Source organism: Halopseudomonas sp., assembly GCF_036960865.1.
Taxonomy (GTDB): domain Bacteria; phylum Pseudomonadota; class Gammaproteobacteria; order Pseudomonadales; family Pseudomonadaceae; genus Halopseudomonas.
In genome coordinates this window covers 1-14,415 of record NZ_JBALWE010000015.1, presented here as the reverse complement: position 1 = coordinate 14,415, position 14,415 = coordinate 1, and the positions used below count along the sequence as shown (strand labels likewise).

The following is a 14,415-nucleotide window of genomic DNA, read 5'->3' as shown; positions in this document are numbered from 1 at the left end:
GTCAGACCGGTAACTCGCTGCGCAGCCGGCTGTGCAGAAACTCGATCAAGGTGCGGGTGGCCAGGGTGGGATAAAGGTTGGGTGCGGTGAGCAGGTACAGCTGGTCGCCCCAGGCGCTGACGCGCACGCGCTGGTCGGGCAGCAGGCGTATCAGCTCGCCGCTGTCCAGTTCCTGCTGCACGCTGTACAGCGGCAGCAGGGCGCAGCCAATGCCGGCCAGTGCCGCGCGCTTGAGGAACAGCATGTCTTCGGTTTGCAGGCGCGGGCGCAGCGTCAGCGTGCGGGTCTGGCGGCCGTCGAACAGCTCCAGCGGCAGCCGTTGCTCGGGCAGGTTGACGCTGACCATATCCAGTTGCAGCAGATCGTCCGGCTGCTGCGGGGTGCCGTGTTGTTGCAGATAGGCTGGGCTGGCGCATAACGCCCAGTCGACCGGCCCCAGATCACGCGCGACCAGGGTATCGGGCGGTGTGGAGGTCACCCGAATGGCGACATCGATCTCTGCAGCCACCAGGTCGAAGATGCGGTTGCTGAAGGTCAGTTGCAGGCTAACCTCAGGATAGAGCGCGGCGAACTCCAGCAGCAGTGGCCCGACCACCTGCTGGCCCAGGGCAACCGGCACGCTGAGGCGAATGTGCCCGCGCAGGTTCTGGCCCAGATCGTCGACGGTGGCCTGCAGGGCACTGAGCTCCTGACTGATGCGCGCAGCATGCTCGTACAGTGCCCAGCCGATCTGCGTGGGTTCTACTCTGCGCGTGGTACGGCGAAACAGTTGCACCTGCATGTTCTGCTCCAGTGCCTTGAGTCGCCGGCTGACGTGCGAGCGAGAGGTGCCCAGGCGCCGCGCGGCACTGCTCATGCTGCCGGCTTCCACCACGGCGCTGAGAAACTGCAGGGTTTTTATATCCACTGATTGTTGCCTATCTGTAAACAGTTTGGGCTTGCTGGCGGGTATTGTAGATCAATTGGTCGGCTTCTATAGTCCAAGCACTCGAACATTCTGGTGCTGTCATCGCACGACTTATCCAAGGAGAACAACAATGAGTCTTCCCAGCGTTCTGCAGAACTCACTCAAGCTGCCGGTTATCTGCTCACCCCTGTTCATCGTTTCCAACCCGGATCTGGTCATCGCCCAGTGCAAGGCTGGCGTGGTCGGGTCCTTCCCGGCGCTCAATGCGCGGCCGGCGGAAGAATTGGAGGTTTGGCTCAAACGCATTACCAGCGAACTGGCTGAATACCAGGCGGCCAACCCGGATGCGGTAGTGGCGCCCTTCGCGGTTAACCAGATCGTGCATAGCAGCAATGATCGCCTGCAGCACGATGTGGAAATGTGCGTGAAGTATAAAGTGCCGATCATCATTACCAGCCTGCGCGCCCCCAATGACGTGGTTGGCCCGATCCACAGCTACGGTGGCTTGGTGTTCCATGATGTGATCAACGTCAAGCACGCGAAGAAAGCCATCGAGGCGGGCGTGGACGGTCTGATCCTGGTTTGTGCTGGCGCCGGTGGTCACGCCGGACAGCTCAGCCCGTTTGCCCTGGTGTCGGAGATTCGTGCTTTCTACGACGGTCCCATCATCCTTTCCGGCTCTATCGCCAAGGGCGAGCAGATTCTCGCGGCGCAGGCCATGGGCGCCGACCTGGCCTACATGGGCACCCGTTTTATCGCCACCCACGAAGCCAACGCTGACCAGGCCTACAAGCAGATGCTGGTGGACACCAGTGCGGACGACATCGTCTACAGCAATCTGTTTACCGGGGTGCATGGCAACTACCTCAAACCTAGCATTCAGAACGCCGGCATGGATCCCGACAACCTGCCGGAAGGCGACAAGAGCACCATGAAGTTCGGCTCCGGTGGCAGCAGCAAGAGCAAGGCGTGGCGGGATATCTGGGGCGCGGGGCAGGGCGTGGGCAGCATCGGCGCCATTACTTCCACCGCCGAGGCGGTCAGCCAGCTGGAGCAGGAATACGCGGCCGCCCGGGCGCGGATGCAGCAGATCGCCAGCCCCTATGTTGCCAAGACCGGTGACAAGGCATGACGGCGCGCCTGATCTGCGGGGAGCTTGACCGTAGCGGTGATCAGGTAGCCCAACGTGCACTGCAGCTGGCGGGCGGTCTGGCTCGGTTGGGGGTGGAAGACGGCGATGTGATTGCCGTGATGCTGCGTAACGGGCCGGCTTTTATCGACGCGATTCAGTGTTGCCAGACGGCAGGTTGTTACTACTGTCCGGTCAATTGGCACTTCAAGGCTGATGAAGTCGCCTTTCTGCTGCAGGACTCGGCGGCCAAGGTGTTTCTGGTCGAGGCCGATCTGCTCGACGCGCTGGCCGGTGCTATTCCCGAGGGCGTGGTGGTGCTGGTAAATGGCGTTGAGGCTGGCTTGACCGCTGGCCGTCTGCCCTACGAGCCTTGGCTGGTGGAACAGGCGCCCTACGCCGGGGAGCCGCGCACGCCACGCGCGCATATGGCCTACACCTCGGGCACCACCGGCCGGCCCAAGGGCGTCAAGCGCCTGGCCCCGGCACCGGAAGAGCGCGAGGCCATGGCGGCGGCTATGCAGGGGTTGTCGCGTGCGGCCTGGGGGATTGAGCCCGGCGTGCGGACTTTGGTGTCGGCACCGCTGTATCACAGCGCCCCCAGCTCCTTTGCCCAGCAGTCGATTCTGCAGGCCGAGCTGATGGTGGTGATGCCGCGCTTTGACGCCGAGCAAACGCTGGCGCTGATTGAGCAGTACCGCATCGACACGGTCTTTCTGGTGCCTATCATGTACGTGCGGCTGCTGCGTCTGCCGGCCGAGACAAGAGCCAAATACGATTTGTCGTCAGTGCGTTTTGTCGCCTCTACCGGCGCGCCCTGCGCCCCGGATGTGAAGCTGGCGATGCTCGACTGGTGGGGCCCGGTGATCTACGAAACTTATGCCTCCAGTGAAACCGGCATGATCACCATTCAGGATCCGGCCTCGGCGCGGCGCAAGCCGGGTAGCGTCGGGCGGCCGATTGGTCAGACGCGCATCCGCATAGTCGACGAGCAGGGCAACGAGTGTCCGCCAGGTGAGCCCGGCGTGATCTACGTACGTCAGCCCGCCGTGCCGGACTTTACTTACCTGAACAATGAAGACGCGCGGGAAAAAGCCGGCTTGGATGACTTGGCGACCGTTGGCGACATCGGTTATCTGGACGATGAAGGTTATCTTTACGTTTGCGATCGCAAGTCGGACATGGTGATTTCTGGCGGGGTAAATATCTATCCCGCCGAGATCGAACATGTGTTGATTGCCATGCCCGGGGTGATCGACTGCGCGGTCGTCGGTATGCCCGATGCGGAGTACGGTGAGTCCTTGATGGCGGTGGTTGCCGCGCCAGAGGGGCTGCTCAGCGCAGAGCAGGTGCAGCAGTTCGTGCGCGAACGTCTGGCCGGCTACAAGGTGCCGCGCCGGGTTGAGCTGATCGAGGCGCTGCCGCGTGACGACAACGGCAAGGTGGCCAAGCGCCGGCTGCGCGAACGCTTTGTTGCATCTTGAGCCCGAAAGCCCGGAGTATCTGCCTTCCCGCCGGGCTTTTGATTTGGAAATGTAAGGATACATTTTTATCGCGGCCTACAAGAGAGTAAGATGTAGGCCGCTTTTATCCTTCCGGGAATTCTTACATGCATTGTCCATTCTGTGGCGCCAATGACACCAAGGTGATCGACTCTCGCCTCGTGGCGGAGGGTGACCAGGTGCGCCGTCGCCGTGAATGCCTTGCCTGCCAGGAACGCTTTACCACCTTCGAAACCGCTGAGCTGGTGCTGCCCCGTGTGATCAAGCAGGATGGCCGCCGCCAGCCCTTTGATGAAGACAAACTGCGTGCCGGCTTCCAGCGAGCGCTGGAAAAACGCCCGGTCAGCGTCGAGCAGATCGAGGCCGCCATCGGCCACATCAAGCACCGCCTGCGCGCTACCGGCGAGCGTGAGGTCAAGGCCATGGTGGTGGGCGAGATGGTCATGCGCGAGCTCAAGCAGCTCGACGAAGTCGCCTATATCCGCTTTGCCTCCGTATACCGCCGTTTCCAGGACCTGAACCAGTTCCGCGAAGAAATCGAACGGCTGTCGCGCCGCGAGCAGGACGATACCGATGCCTGAGTGGAGTAGCGTCGACCGTGAATGGATGAGCCGCGCCCTGGAGCTCGCCGCGCGTGGGCTCTATACCACCGAACCCAATCCGCGGGTCGGCTGTGTGCTGGTGCAGGGCGAGACCCTGGTCGGTGAGGGTTGGCACGTAAGGTCGGGGGAAGGTCATGCCGAGGTCAACGCATTGGCTCAGGCTGGCGAGTTGGCGCGCGGCGCGACCGCCTACGTCACCCTGGAACCCTGTAGCCATACCGGCAAGACACCGCCCTGCGCCGATGCGCTGATCAAGGCCGGCGTCAGCCGCGTGGTGGCCGCCATGCAGGATCCCAATCCGCTGGTCGCCGGGCAGGGCCTGCAGCGCCTGAAAGACGCCGGCATCGCCGTCGAGTGCGGCCTGCTGGAGGCGCAGGCAGGTGAACTGAACCCCGGTTTTATCAAACGCATGCAGCAGGGGCTGCCCTGGGTACGGGTCAAGCTGGCCATGAGCCTGGATGGCCGCACCGCGATGGCCAGCGGCGAAAGCAAGTGGATTACCGGCCCCGCCGCGCGCGCCGACGTGCAGCGCCTGCGCGCGCGCAGCGGCGCGGTGATTAGCGGCGCCGACAGCGTGCTGCTGGATGATTCGGCACTGACCGTGCGGGCCAGCGAACTGGGGTTGCCAGCGGACGAGGCGCGCGCCGCCGTGCAGCGGCAGCCACTGCGCGTATTGATCGACAGCCTGCGGCGCGTGCCGCTGGAACAACGTTTCTTCCGCGAGGCCGGCCCCACGCTGGTGATCAGCACCAGTGCCGAGCAGGCTGCGGAGTCCTATCAGGCCATTGGCAGCGAGCTGCTGGCGCTACCCGGTGAGGATGGCAAGGTGGATCTGCCCACCGTCCTGCGCACACTGGCCCAGCGCGGCTGCAACGAGGTGCTGGTCGAGGCCGGCGCCGCGCTGTCGGGCGCCTTCTGGCGTGCCGGCCTGGTAGACGAACTGATTGTGTATATGGCGCCGCGCCTGCTGGGAAGCCAGGCGCGCCCCCTGATGCAGCTCCCCTTCGAGAGCATGAGCGAGGCGATGGACGTCGCCGTTTCCGATATGCGAGCCATAGGCCAGGATTGGCGCATCACCGCACGCCCGATTTTCCCTTCCTGAGAGTGTTAAACAATGCAAAGCAGCGTACAGCTACTGCTATTGGTGATGGCAGTCATCGCCTTTTTGGGCGTGGTTCTTGAAGAAGTCATCCATGTAAACAAGGCCAAGGTGGTGCTGCTGTTCGGCGCGCTGTCGTGGGTGGTGCTGTTTATCGCAGCGCCCGACGAGGCCATGCGCGGGCGAGTGCAGGAGGCGCTGAACGAGAACATCACCGACATCGCCAGCCTCTGGCTGTTCCTGCTGGCAACCATGACCTTCGTTGCCTACCTGAACAAGAAAGGCCTGATTGAAAACATCATTTACCGGATTCTGCCAGGTCGGATTACCGAGCGGAAACTGCTGTTTCTAACCGGTATCTTCTGTTTCGTGTTCTCCTCGATCGCCGACAATATTACGGCGACCCTGGTGTCGGTTGCCCTGGTGCTGAGCCTCAATCTGGAGCTGCGCAAAATGCTGCGCTTTGCCACCCTGGTGGTGTTCGCGGTCAACTCCGGCGGCGTGGCGATGATCACTGGCGACGTAACCACCCTGATGATTTTCATGGCGGATAAAGTCGAGATCACCAACCTGCTGCTGCTCAGCGCCCCGGCCCTGTTGGCGGTATTGTTACTGGCGGCGCTGCTGTCGGTAGGGCTGAACAGTGAAGTGGTGATCGAAAAGAGCGCCCTGCACGAGTTGCGCGGTGTCGACAAGCTGATTGGCGCGCTCTTCCTGCTGACCATCCTCGCCACCATTTTGCTCAGTCTGTTCTTCGCCATCCCACCGGTACTGACTTTCCTGACCGGCCTGGCCAGCATGTTCCTGCTGGCACGCTTCTTCAATGAAGACATCGACAACGACCCGATTCTGGAATACATCCGCGTCATCGAGTTCGAGACCCTGCTGTTCTTCCTTGGTGTGTTGCTGCTGGTCGGTATGCTGCAGTTCATCGGGACCTTGCAGAGCCTGACCTCGTTGTATGACGTGATGCCGAGCCTGCTGGCTAACTTCCTGATGGGTATGCTCTCGGCGCTGATCGATAACGTTCCGCTGACTGCTGCGCTGCTCAAGGCCGACCTGCAGATGAGTGTCGCCGAGTGGATGGGGTTGACCTACGCTGTCGGTGTGGGTGGTTCCCTGCTTATAATTGGCTCCGCCGCCGGCATCGTCGCCATGAGCAAGATGCCCGGCCTCACATTCATTACCTACCTGCGCAGCTTTGGTCTCTTGTTGATGGCCTTTGCTTTCGGCTTCATTGGCGTATACGGGTTGGGTCTGCTGGTCGCTTGACCGGCACTGAACAAGCAAGAGGCAGTTTATGTTTACCGGCATCATCGAAGCGGTTGGTCAGATTCAGAGCATGCAGCCCAGTGGCGGCGACGTGCGCCTGTATGTAAAAACCGGCAAGCTGGATCTGGGCGACGTCAAGCTGGGTGACAGCATTGCGGTCAACGGCGTGTGTCTGACGGCGGTCGAGTTGCCCGGCGACGGCTTCTGGGCGGATGTCAGTCAGGAGACCATCCGTCGTACCGCGCTGTCGCGGCTCAAGCCGGGCAGCCGAGTCAACCTGGAAAAGGCGCTGACGCCGACTACGCGCCTGGGCGGACATCTGGTCAGCGGTCATGTGGATGGCGTCGGCAAGGTGCTGTCGATGCAGGAGGATGCGCGTTCCTGGCTTTTTCGCATCGAGGCGCCGGCGGAACTGGCCAAGTACATCGCCGAGAAAGGTTCGATCACCGTCGACGGCACCAGCTTGACCGTCAACGCTGTGGAAGGCGCGGTCTTCCACCTGAATATAGTGCCGCATACCCTGCAGGAAACCATCATGGGCGATTATGCCAATGGCAGCCCGGTCAACCTTGAAGTTGACCTCATCGCCCGTTATCTCGAGCGCCTGCTGCTTGGCGAGAAGGCCGCGGAGCCGACCGCCAGTGGCATCAGCATGGCTTTTCTGGCCGAGAACGGTTTTCTGAAATCCTGATTAACCAGCCCCTGGAGGGCCGGATGAAACTGAACAGCATTGAAGAACTGATTGAAGACATTCGTGCGGGCAAGATGGTCATCCTCATGGATGACGAGGACCGCGAGAATGAAGGCGACCTGATCATGGCCGCCGAGGCCTGCCAAGCGGAGCACATCAACTTCATGGCTCGCTACGGCCGTGGGCTGATTTGCATGCCAATGAGTCTGGAGCATTGCGAACGGCTCAAGTTGCCCTTGATGGTACAGCGCAATGGCTCCGGTTTTGGTACCAAGTTCACCGTCTCCATCGAGGCGGCAGAAGGTGTCACTACCGGCATTTCCGCAGCTGATCGCGCACGTACCGTGCAGGCCGCGGCAGCGCCGAATGCGGTTGCCGAGGACATTGTCAGCCCCGGCCATATCTTCCCGCTGATGGCGCAGCCCGGTGGCGTGCTGGCGCGGGCTGGCCACACCGAGGCGTCCTGTGATCTGGCGCGCATGGGTGGCTTTGGCGAGTCCGCGGTGATCTGCGAGATCATGAACGACGACGGCAGCATGTCGCGTCGTCCAGATCTGGAGAACTTTGCCAAGCAGCACGATCTGAAGATTGGCACCATCGCCGATCTGATTCACTACCGTCTGCTCAATGAGCGTACCGTCGAGCGCGCCGACGAGAAATTGCTGAAAAGCGAGCTGGGCGAGTTCCATCTGGTCGCCTACCGTGATCGCACCGACGATGTGGTGCATATGGCGTTGACGCTGGGCGACATTCAACCGGAAGAGCCAACTCTGGTGCGAGTACACAACGTGGATCCGCTGCGCGACCTGTTTCTGGTCCCGGAAGGTGGCCGCTGGAGTCTGCAGGACGCCATGCGTCGGGTGGCTGCCGAAGGCCGTGGTGTGGTGCTGCTGCTGGGTAATCAGGTCGATAGCGAATCGCTGCTGGCGCACGTCAGCAATCTGGGGGAAGGCAAAGCGGCGCCGCGTCGTCCTTCGACCTACAATACCGTAGGGGCCGGTTCACAGATTCTGCGTGATCTGGGCGTGCGCAAGATGCGCTTGCTCTCTGCGCCGATGAAGTTCAATGCCATATCCGGCTTTGACCTGGAAGTAGTAGAATACCTGCCCTGCGAATAAACGCGTTGATTCACGGCAGTGCCCAAGCGCACTGCCGGTTCTTTAATTGAGAGAGAGTGCCCATGACTATCCGTACCATCGAAGGCGATTTTGTAACTGGCCAAGGCCGCTATGCACTGGTTGTTGGCCGGTTCAACAGCTTTGTCGTCGAGAGCCTGGTCGAGGGCGCCGTAGACTCACTCAAGCGTCACGGCGTGAAAGAGTCCGATATCACCATCGTCCGCGTACCGGGCGCCTTTGAAATTCCCCTGATGGTGAAGAAGGTCGCCGACCTGAAAAAGTACGACGCCATCATCACCCTGGGCGCGGTTATCCGTGGCGGCACGCCACACTTCGAGTACGTTGCCGGTGAATGCGTCAAGGGCGTTGGCTCAGTCTCGCTGGAATACGGTATTCCGGTTGCCTTCGGCGTACTGACCGTCGACAGCATCGAGCAGGCCATCGAGCGTTCCGGCACCAAGGCAGGCAACAAGGGCGCAGAAGCCGCCATGTCCGCCTATGAAATGGTCAGCGTGATCAAGCAGCTGGAGGCCTGAGTGGACAACCACGAGCAGCAACCCGCAGCCGCCGGCCGCCCCAAGGCGTCGGCCCGGCGCAAGGCCCGCAGTCTTGCGCTGCAAGCGCTGTACTCCTGGCACATGGCCGATCAGCCGCTGTCGGATATCGAAGCGCAATTTCGCACCGACAACGACTTCAGCAAGGTCGACAGCGCCTATTTTCATGAACTGCTGACCGGCGTGCCGCGCAATCTCGACGAGCTGGACAACCAGTTGGGCGTCGTGCTGGACCGCGACATCAAGGAGCTTGATCCGATCGAGCTGGCCGTCCTGCGCATTGGCGTGTACGAACTGCTCAAGCGCATCGACGTGCCCTACCGCGTGGTCATCAACGAAGCCATCGAGATGGCAAAGTCGTTTGGCGCGACTGACGGGCACAAATACGTCAACGGCATCCTCGACAAGCTGGCACCCCGCTTGCGCAAGGCAGAGGTCAGCGCCGCGCGCAACCGTTGAGCCGTTAGAGCGGTGGGAGAGGGCGGCATGGCATTGGATGAATTTGCGCTGATCGGCCGCTACTTTCGTACCTCGCAGCTGGAGCGGGCTACCGACTCTGCTGCGGTGGTGCTTGGCATCGGCGACGATGCCGCGCTGTTGCAGGTGGCCGCCGATCAGCAACTGGTGATTTCCACCGACTCGCTGCTGGCGGGCGTGCACTTCCCAGCACAATATCCGCCCGCCGAACTGGGTTATCGTGCGCTGGCCGTGGCGGTCAGCGATCTCGCCGCCATGGCGGCTACCCCCCTTGCCTTTACCCTTGCCCTGAGCCTGCCCCAGGTGGATGAAGCCTGGTTGCAGGCTTTCTCCCGTGGTCTATCGGTTGCTGCTCGGGATTTTGCGATCAACCTGATCGGTGGCGATACCACCCGTGGCCCCTTGAACCTCGGCGTGACCGTCTTCGGTCAGGTACCGCGTGGCCACGCTTTGCGCCGTGACGGCGCACGCGCTGGTGACCTGCTGTGTGTGGGCGGCCCGCTGGGTGATGGCGCAGCAGGCCTGGCGGTCGTGCAGGATGACAGCCTGCCCGGTGGCCTGCCGCTGGCGGCTCAGGATTATCTGCAGCAGCGCTTCTGGCGGCCGCAGCCGCAGCTGGCCCTGGGGCAACTGCTGCGCGGTGTCGCTACCGCCGGGCTGGACGTGTCCGACGGGCTGCTGGCCGATGCCGAGCATATCGCCAGGGCCAGCGGCGTGGCGCTGCATATTGATGCGGCGCGTCTGCCGGCCAGTGAGGCGCTGGTCAGTTGGCCCGAGCGTCAGCAACTCGATTGGATGCTGCGCGGTGGGGACGACTATGTACTGCTGTTCACCCTGCCAGCCGCGGAAAAATCCCGCGTGAGCCAATGGCGCGCGGCCGGGTATGCCGTCAGCGTGATTGGCAGTGTGCACACCGGCAGCGGCGTGCTGCTGGACGTTGGCAAGGGTTACGCCCCGCTCAGCGGTGAGCGCGGTTATCAACATTTCAGGAGTTCGGATGACTGATTCGCAGGAGCACGCACCCGCCTCGGTATGGCGCAACCCCATTCACTTTCTGGCCTTCGGTTTTGGCAGTGGGGCCATGCCGAGGGCGCCCGGTACCTGGGGCACGCTGGCGGCGTTGCCCTTTGTGCTGCTCTGGCAGCAGTTGCCACCCTGGGGCTATGAAATAGTTCTGGTGCTGAGTACCTTGCTGGGCATCTGGTTGTGCCATAAAACCGCAGTAGATCTGGGCGTGCATGATCACGGTGGCATCGTCTGGGACGAGTTTGTCGGCCTGTGGATCGCGCTCTGGCTGGCGCCGGCAGGGTGGGCCTGGCTGCTGGCCGGCTTTCTGCTTTTCCGCCTGTTTGATATCTGGAAGCCCTGGCCCATTCGCTGGATTGACCACCATGTGGGTGGCGGCTTTGGCATTATGCTGGATGACATCATCGCCGGTTTCATGGCCTTGGCTGTGCTGTTGCTTGCCGAGTACCTATTGGCTATGGTCTAACGCGGCGCTTCGGCCAGCATTCCCGCACGCAGAAAAGGATAATCGCATGCACAACACAGTCACCAAGCTGATCACCTCCGGCCTCTTGCCGCTCGTGCTGTTGTCCGGCGTCGCCTCGGCTGAGCCGGTGGTACGTGTGGTCGGTTTGTTCGCCAATGCGGCGGTGGTGAATATTGATGGTCAGCGGCATATGCTGCGGGCTGGCAAGCCGGGGCCGCAGGGCGTTACGCTGATTTCGGCCGACAGCAAGAGTGCGACCATCAGTATCAACGGCCAGCGGCGCCAGTACGGGCTGCAACGCGAATACACCGAAGGCTTCGCCGAACGTGATACCCAGCAGGTGAGCATTGCGCGGGGCGATGGTGGTCATTTCATCGCGCAGGGCTCCATCAATGGCCATAACGTGCAGTTTATGGTGGATACCGGCGCTACCAGCGTGGCGATGAATGCCTTTCAGGCACGGCGTCTGGGTATCGACTTTCTGGTTTCCGGTACCGAGGTGCGAGCGAATACCGCCAGTGCCAACGTCAAGGCCTATCGTGTGCAACTCGACCGCGTCAAGGTCGGCGATATCGAGCTCCGCGATGTGCAGGGCCTGGTGCTGGAGGGCAGCTTCCCGACGGATGTACTGCTGGGCATGAGCTGGCTCAGCCGGGTGCGCATGGATGACCAGGGCAGCAGCCTGGTGCTGGAACGCAAGTTCTAGGCGGCCTGGATGCATTCACCGGGCTGATTCAGGTCTCTAGAACATCGCCCGGACGGCGTTCTCCTGCTAATATAGCTGCCCCTTTATGCAGCAGCTGTACAGGAGACCGGTGTGACAGTCACCTTTATTGCGTCATCCCAGCTACCCACCCAGTGGGGCACATTCACCATGCACGGCTTTCTCGAGCAGGAGACCGGCAAGGAGCATGTTGTCCTGACCATGGGTAACGTAGCCGATGGCGAGCCGGTGCTGGGCCGTTTGCACTCCGAGTGCCTGACCGGCGATGCGCTGTTCAGCCTGCGCTGCGATTGCGGCTTTCAGCTCGAAGCAGCTCTTGCCGCCATCGCCAAGGAAGGACGTGGCGCGCTGCTGTACTTGCGTCAGGAAGGCCGTGGCATCGGCCTGATGAACAAGATCCGTGCCTATCACCTGCAGGACGGCGGGGCCGATACGGTCGAAGCCAACGAGCTGCTGGGCTTTGGCGCCGATCAGCGCGACTACGGCATCTGCAAACCGATGCTGGAACACCTGGGGATCACCAGCCTCAAGTTGCTCACCAACAACCCGCGTAAGGTCAAGGCCATGCAGGGCTTTGGTGTCGAGGTTGCGCAGCGGTTGCCGCTACAGTTTGGCAAGAACCCCCACAACAGCAAATATCTGGCGACCAAGGCCGGCAAGCTCGGTCACATGCTGGGGCAACTGCATCAGGCCGAAACCGAGCCCGACGATGTTTGACGCTAAGCCGCAGTGGCGCACCCTGCGCACGGTCTGGCGCATGCAAAGCGCCAGTGCGCTGCTGATTCCCATCATTGTGGTCTGGGTGATGGGCGACTGGGACGGTGTGTTTCAATCCGCAGCCCTTCCCCTGTTTACGCTGGCCATGGTTAGCCTGTTTGTTACCCTATGGCGATTCCGTCGCTACAAGCTGGCGCTGATCCAGGCCGAAGCGCTGGGCAATGAAGAGGGCGCCAAGGCGGCCTGGTCGGTGCTGCACCGCGAGCAGATGCTCGGACTGCTCGCTGCGGAATTGCCTGGCTTTATAGGTGTTATTCACTTCTTCTGCACTGGCGAATGGATTCCGCTGTTGCTTTTGGTGCTGGTCAGTCTCGGTGCCATGGCGCTCTATCGCCCGCCGGCTGCCTGGGTGAAGTAGATGTTGCACCGGCTGCGGATCTGCCTGTGTGCAGCCGTGCTGGTCTGTCTGTTCTCGCTGCCAGCGCAGGCAGCGGCGCAGCGTATCGTCAGTCTCGCTCCTTTTCTCACCGATATGGTGCAACTGCTTGGCGCTGGCGACCGCCTGGTCGGCGTGTTGGATGATGGTCAGTTGTCGCCAGAGCTGGCTCAGGTGCCGCGCATCGGTGCTTACCAGACGCTATCTGCCGAGAGCATAGTGGCTCAGCGCCCGGATCTGGTGCTGGCCTGGACCTCCGGCAATCCGTCGGAATTGCTGCAGCGATTGCGCAGCTGGCATATCCAGGTAGTCGAATTCGACCCGCAAAGCCTGGCGGATATTGCCAGCGCCACGCAGGCCCTGGGCGAGCTGCTCGGGCAGGCGGCGCAAGCGGAGCAGGTGCTGAGCGACTATCATCAACGGCTGCAGGCCCTTGCGCCACCGGCGGGGCAGCTACCTAAACGCGTCTTTATCCAGCTCTGGGATAACCCCCTGTATACGGTCGCCGGCGGCCAGCTGGTGTCGGATGCCTTGCAGCATTGCGGCGCGCAGAACGTGTTTGCCGAGCTGCCCGGATTGGCACCCCAGGTGGGTCGGGAAGGGGTGCTGGCGGCCAACCCGGATATCATCATTGCCCTGGCCGACCAGGCTGTTTCGGCTCAGCCCTGGCTGGACGACTGGCGACGCTTTCCGCAGCTCAAGGCGGTGGCCGATGAGCGTCTTTATGTGCTGGCCAGCGATCAGCTGGTGCGACCCACTCCCCGTGTGGTCGAAGGTGTGGCCAAGCTGTGTGCGCTGGTGACCGCTCCCCACTGAGGTCGGCTACCGGTTTGTGTGTGTGCTTAGTCTGGCAACTATTGGCGCAGCTGCCACGCCGCCAACCTGCTAACACCGCCTGCAACCCCCGCACTACGGCGCCTCCACCCCACTGCGCAATAACTTGCACAGCACTGCGCAACATCCTGCGCAACTTTGCGTGACCGACATCACAAACGGCTTTTTCGTCCCCTGTCTTGTGATTCTAGTTCTTTGATTTAACTGCGTTTTTCATTTCTGGCACAGCGCTTGTTTGTCATTGGCCAACCGGATCAACCGGTAACCCCATTTCAAGCAAGGAGAGCAGCATGCCAACACCCGCGTATCTGACCATCGAAGGCACCAAGCAGGGCCTGATCACCGCCGGTACCTTTACCGAAGACTCCGTCGGCAACATTTTCCAGGAAGGCCACGAAGACCAGGTGCTGGTCCAGGGCTACAACCACCAGGTCATCATCCCGCGTGATCCGCAGTCCGGCCAGCCCACCGGCCAGCGCGTACACAAGCCGCTGATGATCACCAAGGTGTTCGACAAGTCCTCACCGCTGATCTTCAACGCCCTGACCTCCGGTGAGCGCCTGAGCAAGTGCCGCCTGGAGTGGTACCGCACCTCCGCCACCGGCACCCAGGAGCACTACTTCACCATCGAACTGCACGACGCCATCATCGTCGACGTGCAGTCGCAAATGCCCAACTGCCAAGACCCGAACATGGCGCACTTCACCCACCTGGAAGACGTCTACTTCACCTACCGCAAAATCGTCTGGACCCACGAAGTCTCAGGAACCTCCGGTTCTGATGACTGGCGCACACCCATCGCCGCCTGAGGTCTTTACAATGCCAGGCCACCGAGTGACCGCAAGGTCAGTCGGTGGCTTT

17 protein-coding genes are annotated in these 14,415 nt (G+C 61.8%); 16 read left to right on the top strand and 1 reads right to left on the bottom strand.

The genetic code is table 11. The features are described from left to right. Nucleotide 1: 1 nt before the first annotated feature. A complete protein-coding gene (locus tag V7747_RS17800) occupies nucleotides 2-907 on the bottom strand; it encodes a LysR family transcriptional regulator (protein WP_335617352.1) in 906 nt (301 codons plus the stop codon). A gap of 130 nt (nucleotides 908-1,037) precedes the next feature. On the opposite strand from V7747_RS17800, the gene V7747_RS17795 reads away from it, so the two are divergent. From V7747_RS17795 to V7747_RS17720, 16 genes are all read left to right on the top strand, one after another. Then, nucleotides 1,038-2,039, top strand: a complete 1,002-nt coding sequence (locus V7747_RS17795; RefSeq protein WP_335617351.1) for an NAD(P)H-dependent flavin oxidoreductase — start codon at nucleotides 1,038-1,040, stop codon at nucleotides 2,037-2,039. Further along, nucleotides 2,036-3,520, top strand: a complete 1,485-nt coding sequence (locus V7747_RS17790; protein WP_335617350.1) for an AMP-binding protein — start codon at nucleotides 2,036-2,038, stop codon at nucleotides 3,518-3,520. Before V7747_RS17795 ends, V7747_RS17790 begins: the two co-directional genes overlap by 4 nt. A 125-nt stretch (nucleotides 3,521-3,645) precedes the next feature. Then, nucleotides 3,646-4,119 carry a transcriptional regulator NrdR gene (gene nrdR, locus V7747_RS17785; protein WP_335617349.1) on the top strand — a complete coding sequence of 158 codons (474 nt, stop codon included), beginning with the start codon at nucleotides 3,646-3,648 and terminating at the stop codon, nucleotides 4,117-4,119. Beyond that, nucleotides 4,112-5,242: a bifunctional diaminohydroxyphosphoribosylaminopyrimidine deaminase/5-amino-6-(5-phosphoribosylamino)uracil reductase RibD gene (gene ribD, locus V7747_RS17780; protein ID WP_335617348.1), complete on the top strand. Its 1,131-nt coding sequence runs from the start codon at nucleotides 4,112-4,114 to the stop codon at nucleotides 5,240-5,242. Before nrdR ends, ribD begins: the two co-directional genes overlap by 8 nt. 12 nt (nucleotides 5,243-5,254) lie before the next feature. Further along, nucleotides 5,255-6,511 carry a sodium:proton antiporter NhaD gene (gene nhaD / locus V7747_RS17775; protein ID WP_335617347.1) on the top strand — a complete coding sequence of 419 codons (1,257 nt, stop codon included), beginning with the start codon at nucleotides 5,255-5,257 and terminating at the stop codon, nucleotides 6,509-6,511. A 28-nt stretch (nucleotides 6,512-6,539) separates the two neighbouring features. Further along, entirely contained in the window at nucleotides 6,540-7,202 is a 663-nt protein-coding gene (locus tag V7747_RS17770) for a riboflavin synthase (protein WP_335617346.1), read from the top strand. Between the two features lie 23 nt (nucleotides 7,203-7,225). Further along, nucleotides 7,226-8,320 (top strand): bifunctional 3,4-dihydroxy-2-butanone-4-phosphate synthase/GTP cyclohydrolase II, encoded by a 1,095-nt coding sequence (gene ribBA / locus V7747_RS17765; protein ID WP_335617345.1) that lies wholly within the window; start codon nucleotides 7,226-7,228, stop codon nucleotides 8,318-8,320. A 62-nt stretch (nucleotides 8,321-8,382) separates the two neighbouring features. Beyond that, the gene (gene ribH, locus V7747_RS17760; RefSeq protein ID WP_092287515.1) at nucleotides 8,383-8,856 is read left to right on the top strand and encodes a 6,7-dimethyl-8-ribityllumazine synthase; all 474 of its coding nucleotides are present in this window, start codon (nucleotides 8,383-8,385) and stop codon (nucleotides 8,854-8,856) included. Beyond that, nucleotides 8,857-9,333 (top strand): transcription antitermination factor NusB, encoded by a 477-nt coding sequence (nusB, locus tag V7747_RS17755; RefSeq protein ID WP_335617344.1) that lies wholly within the window; start codon nucleotides 8,857-8,859, stop codon nucleotides 9,331-9,333. It abuts the gene before it with no gap. 27 nt (nucleotides 9,334-9,360) lie between these two features. Continuing rightward, nucleotides 9,361-10,356, top strand: coding sequence for a thiamine-phosphate kinase (gene thiL / locus V7747_RS17750; RefSeq protein WP_335617343.1), 996 nt, complete (start codon nucleotides 9,361-9,363; stop codon nucleotides 10,354-10,356). Further along, a complete protein-coding gene (locus V7747_RS17745; protein ID WP_335617342.1) occupies nucleotides 10,349-10,843 on the top strand; it encodes a phosphatidylglycerophosphatase A family protein in 495 nt (164 codons plus the stop codon). The genes thiL and V7747_RS17745 overlap by 8 nt, the downstream gene beginning before the upstream one ends. Before the next feature lie 46 nt (nucleotides 10,844-10,889). Beyond that, nucleotides 10,890-11,549: a retropepsin-like aspartic protease family protein gene (locus V7747_RS17740; protein ID WP_335617341.1), complete on the top strand. Its 660-nt coding sequence runs from the start codon at nucleotides 10,890-10,892 to the stop codon at nucleotides 11,547-11,549. A gap of 111 nt (nucleotides 11,550-11,660) precedes the next feature. Further along, nucleotides 11,661-12,284 (top strand): GTP cyclohydrolase II, encoded by a 624-nt coding sequence (ribA, locus tag V7747_RS17735; RefSeq protein WP_092287519.1) that lies wholly within the window; start codon nucleotides 11,661-11,663, stop codon nucleotides 12,282-12,284. After that, nucleotides 12,277-12,702, top strand: a complete 426-nt coding sequence (locus V7747_RS17730) for a hypothetical protein (RefSeq protein WP_335617340.1) — start codon at nucleotides 12,277-12,279, stop codon at nucleotides 12,700-12,702. Before ribA ends, V7747_RS17730 begins: the two co-directional genes overlap by 8 nt. After that, complete coding sequence (locus V7747_RS17725) at nucleotides 12,703-13,536, top strand: cobalamin-binding protein (RefSeq protein ID WP_335617339.1); 834 nt, start codon at nucleotides 12,703-12,705, stop codon at nucleotides 13,534-13,536. Between the two features lie 308 nt (nucleotides 13,537-13,844). Further along, a complete protein-coding gene (locus tag V7747_RS17720; protein ID WP_092282965.1) occupies nucleotides 13,845-14,363 on the top strand; it encodes an Hcp family type VI secretion system effector in 519 nt (172 codons plus the stop codon). Nucleotides 14,364-14,415 lie beyond the last annotated feature (52 nt).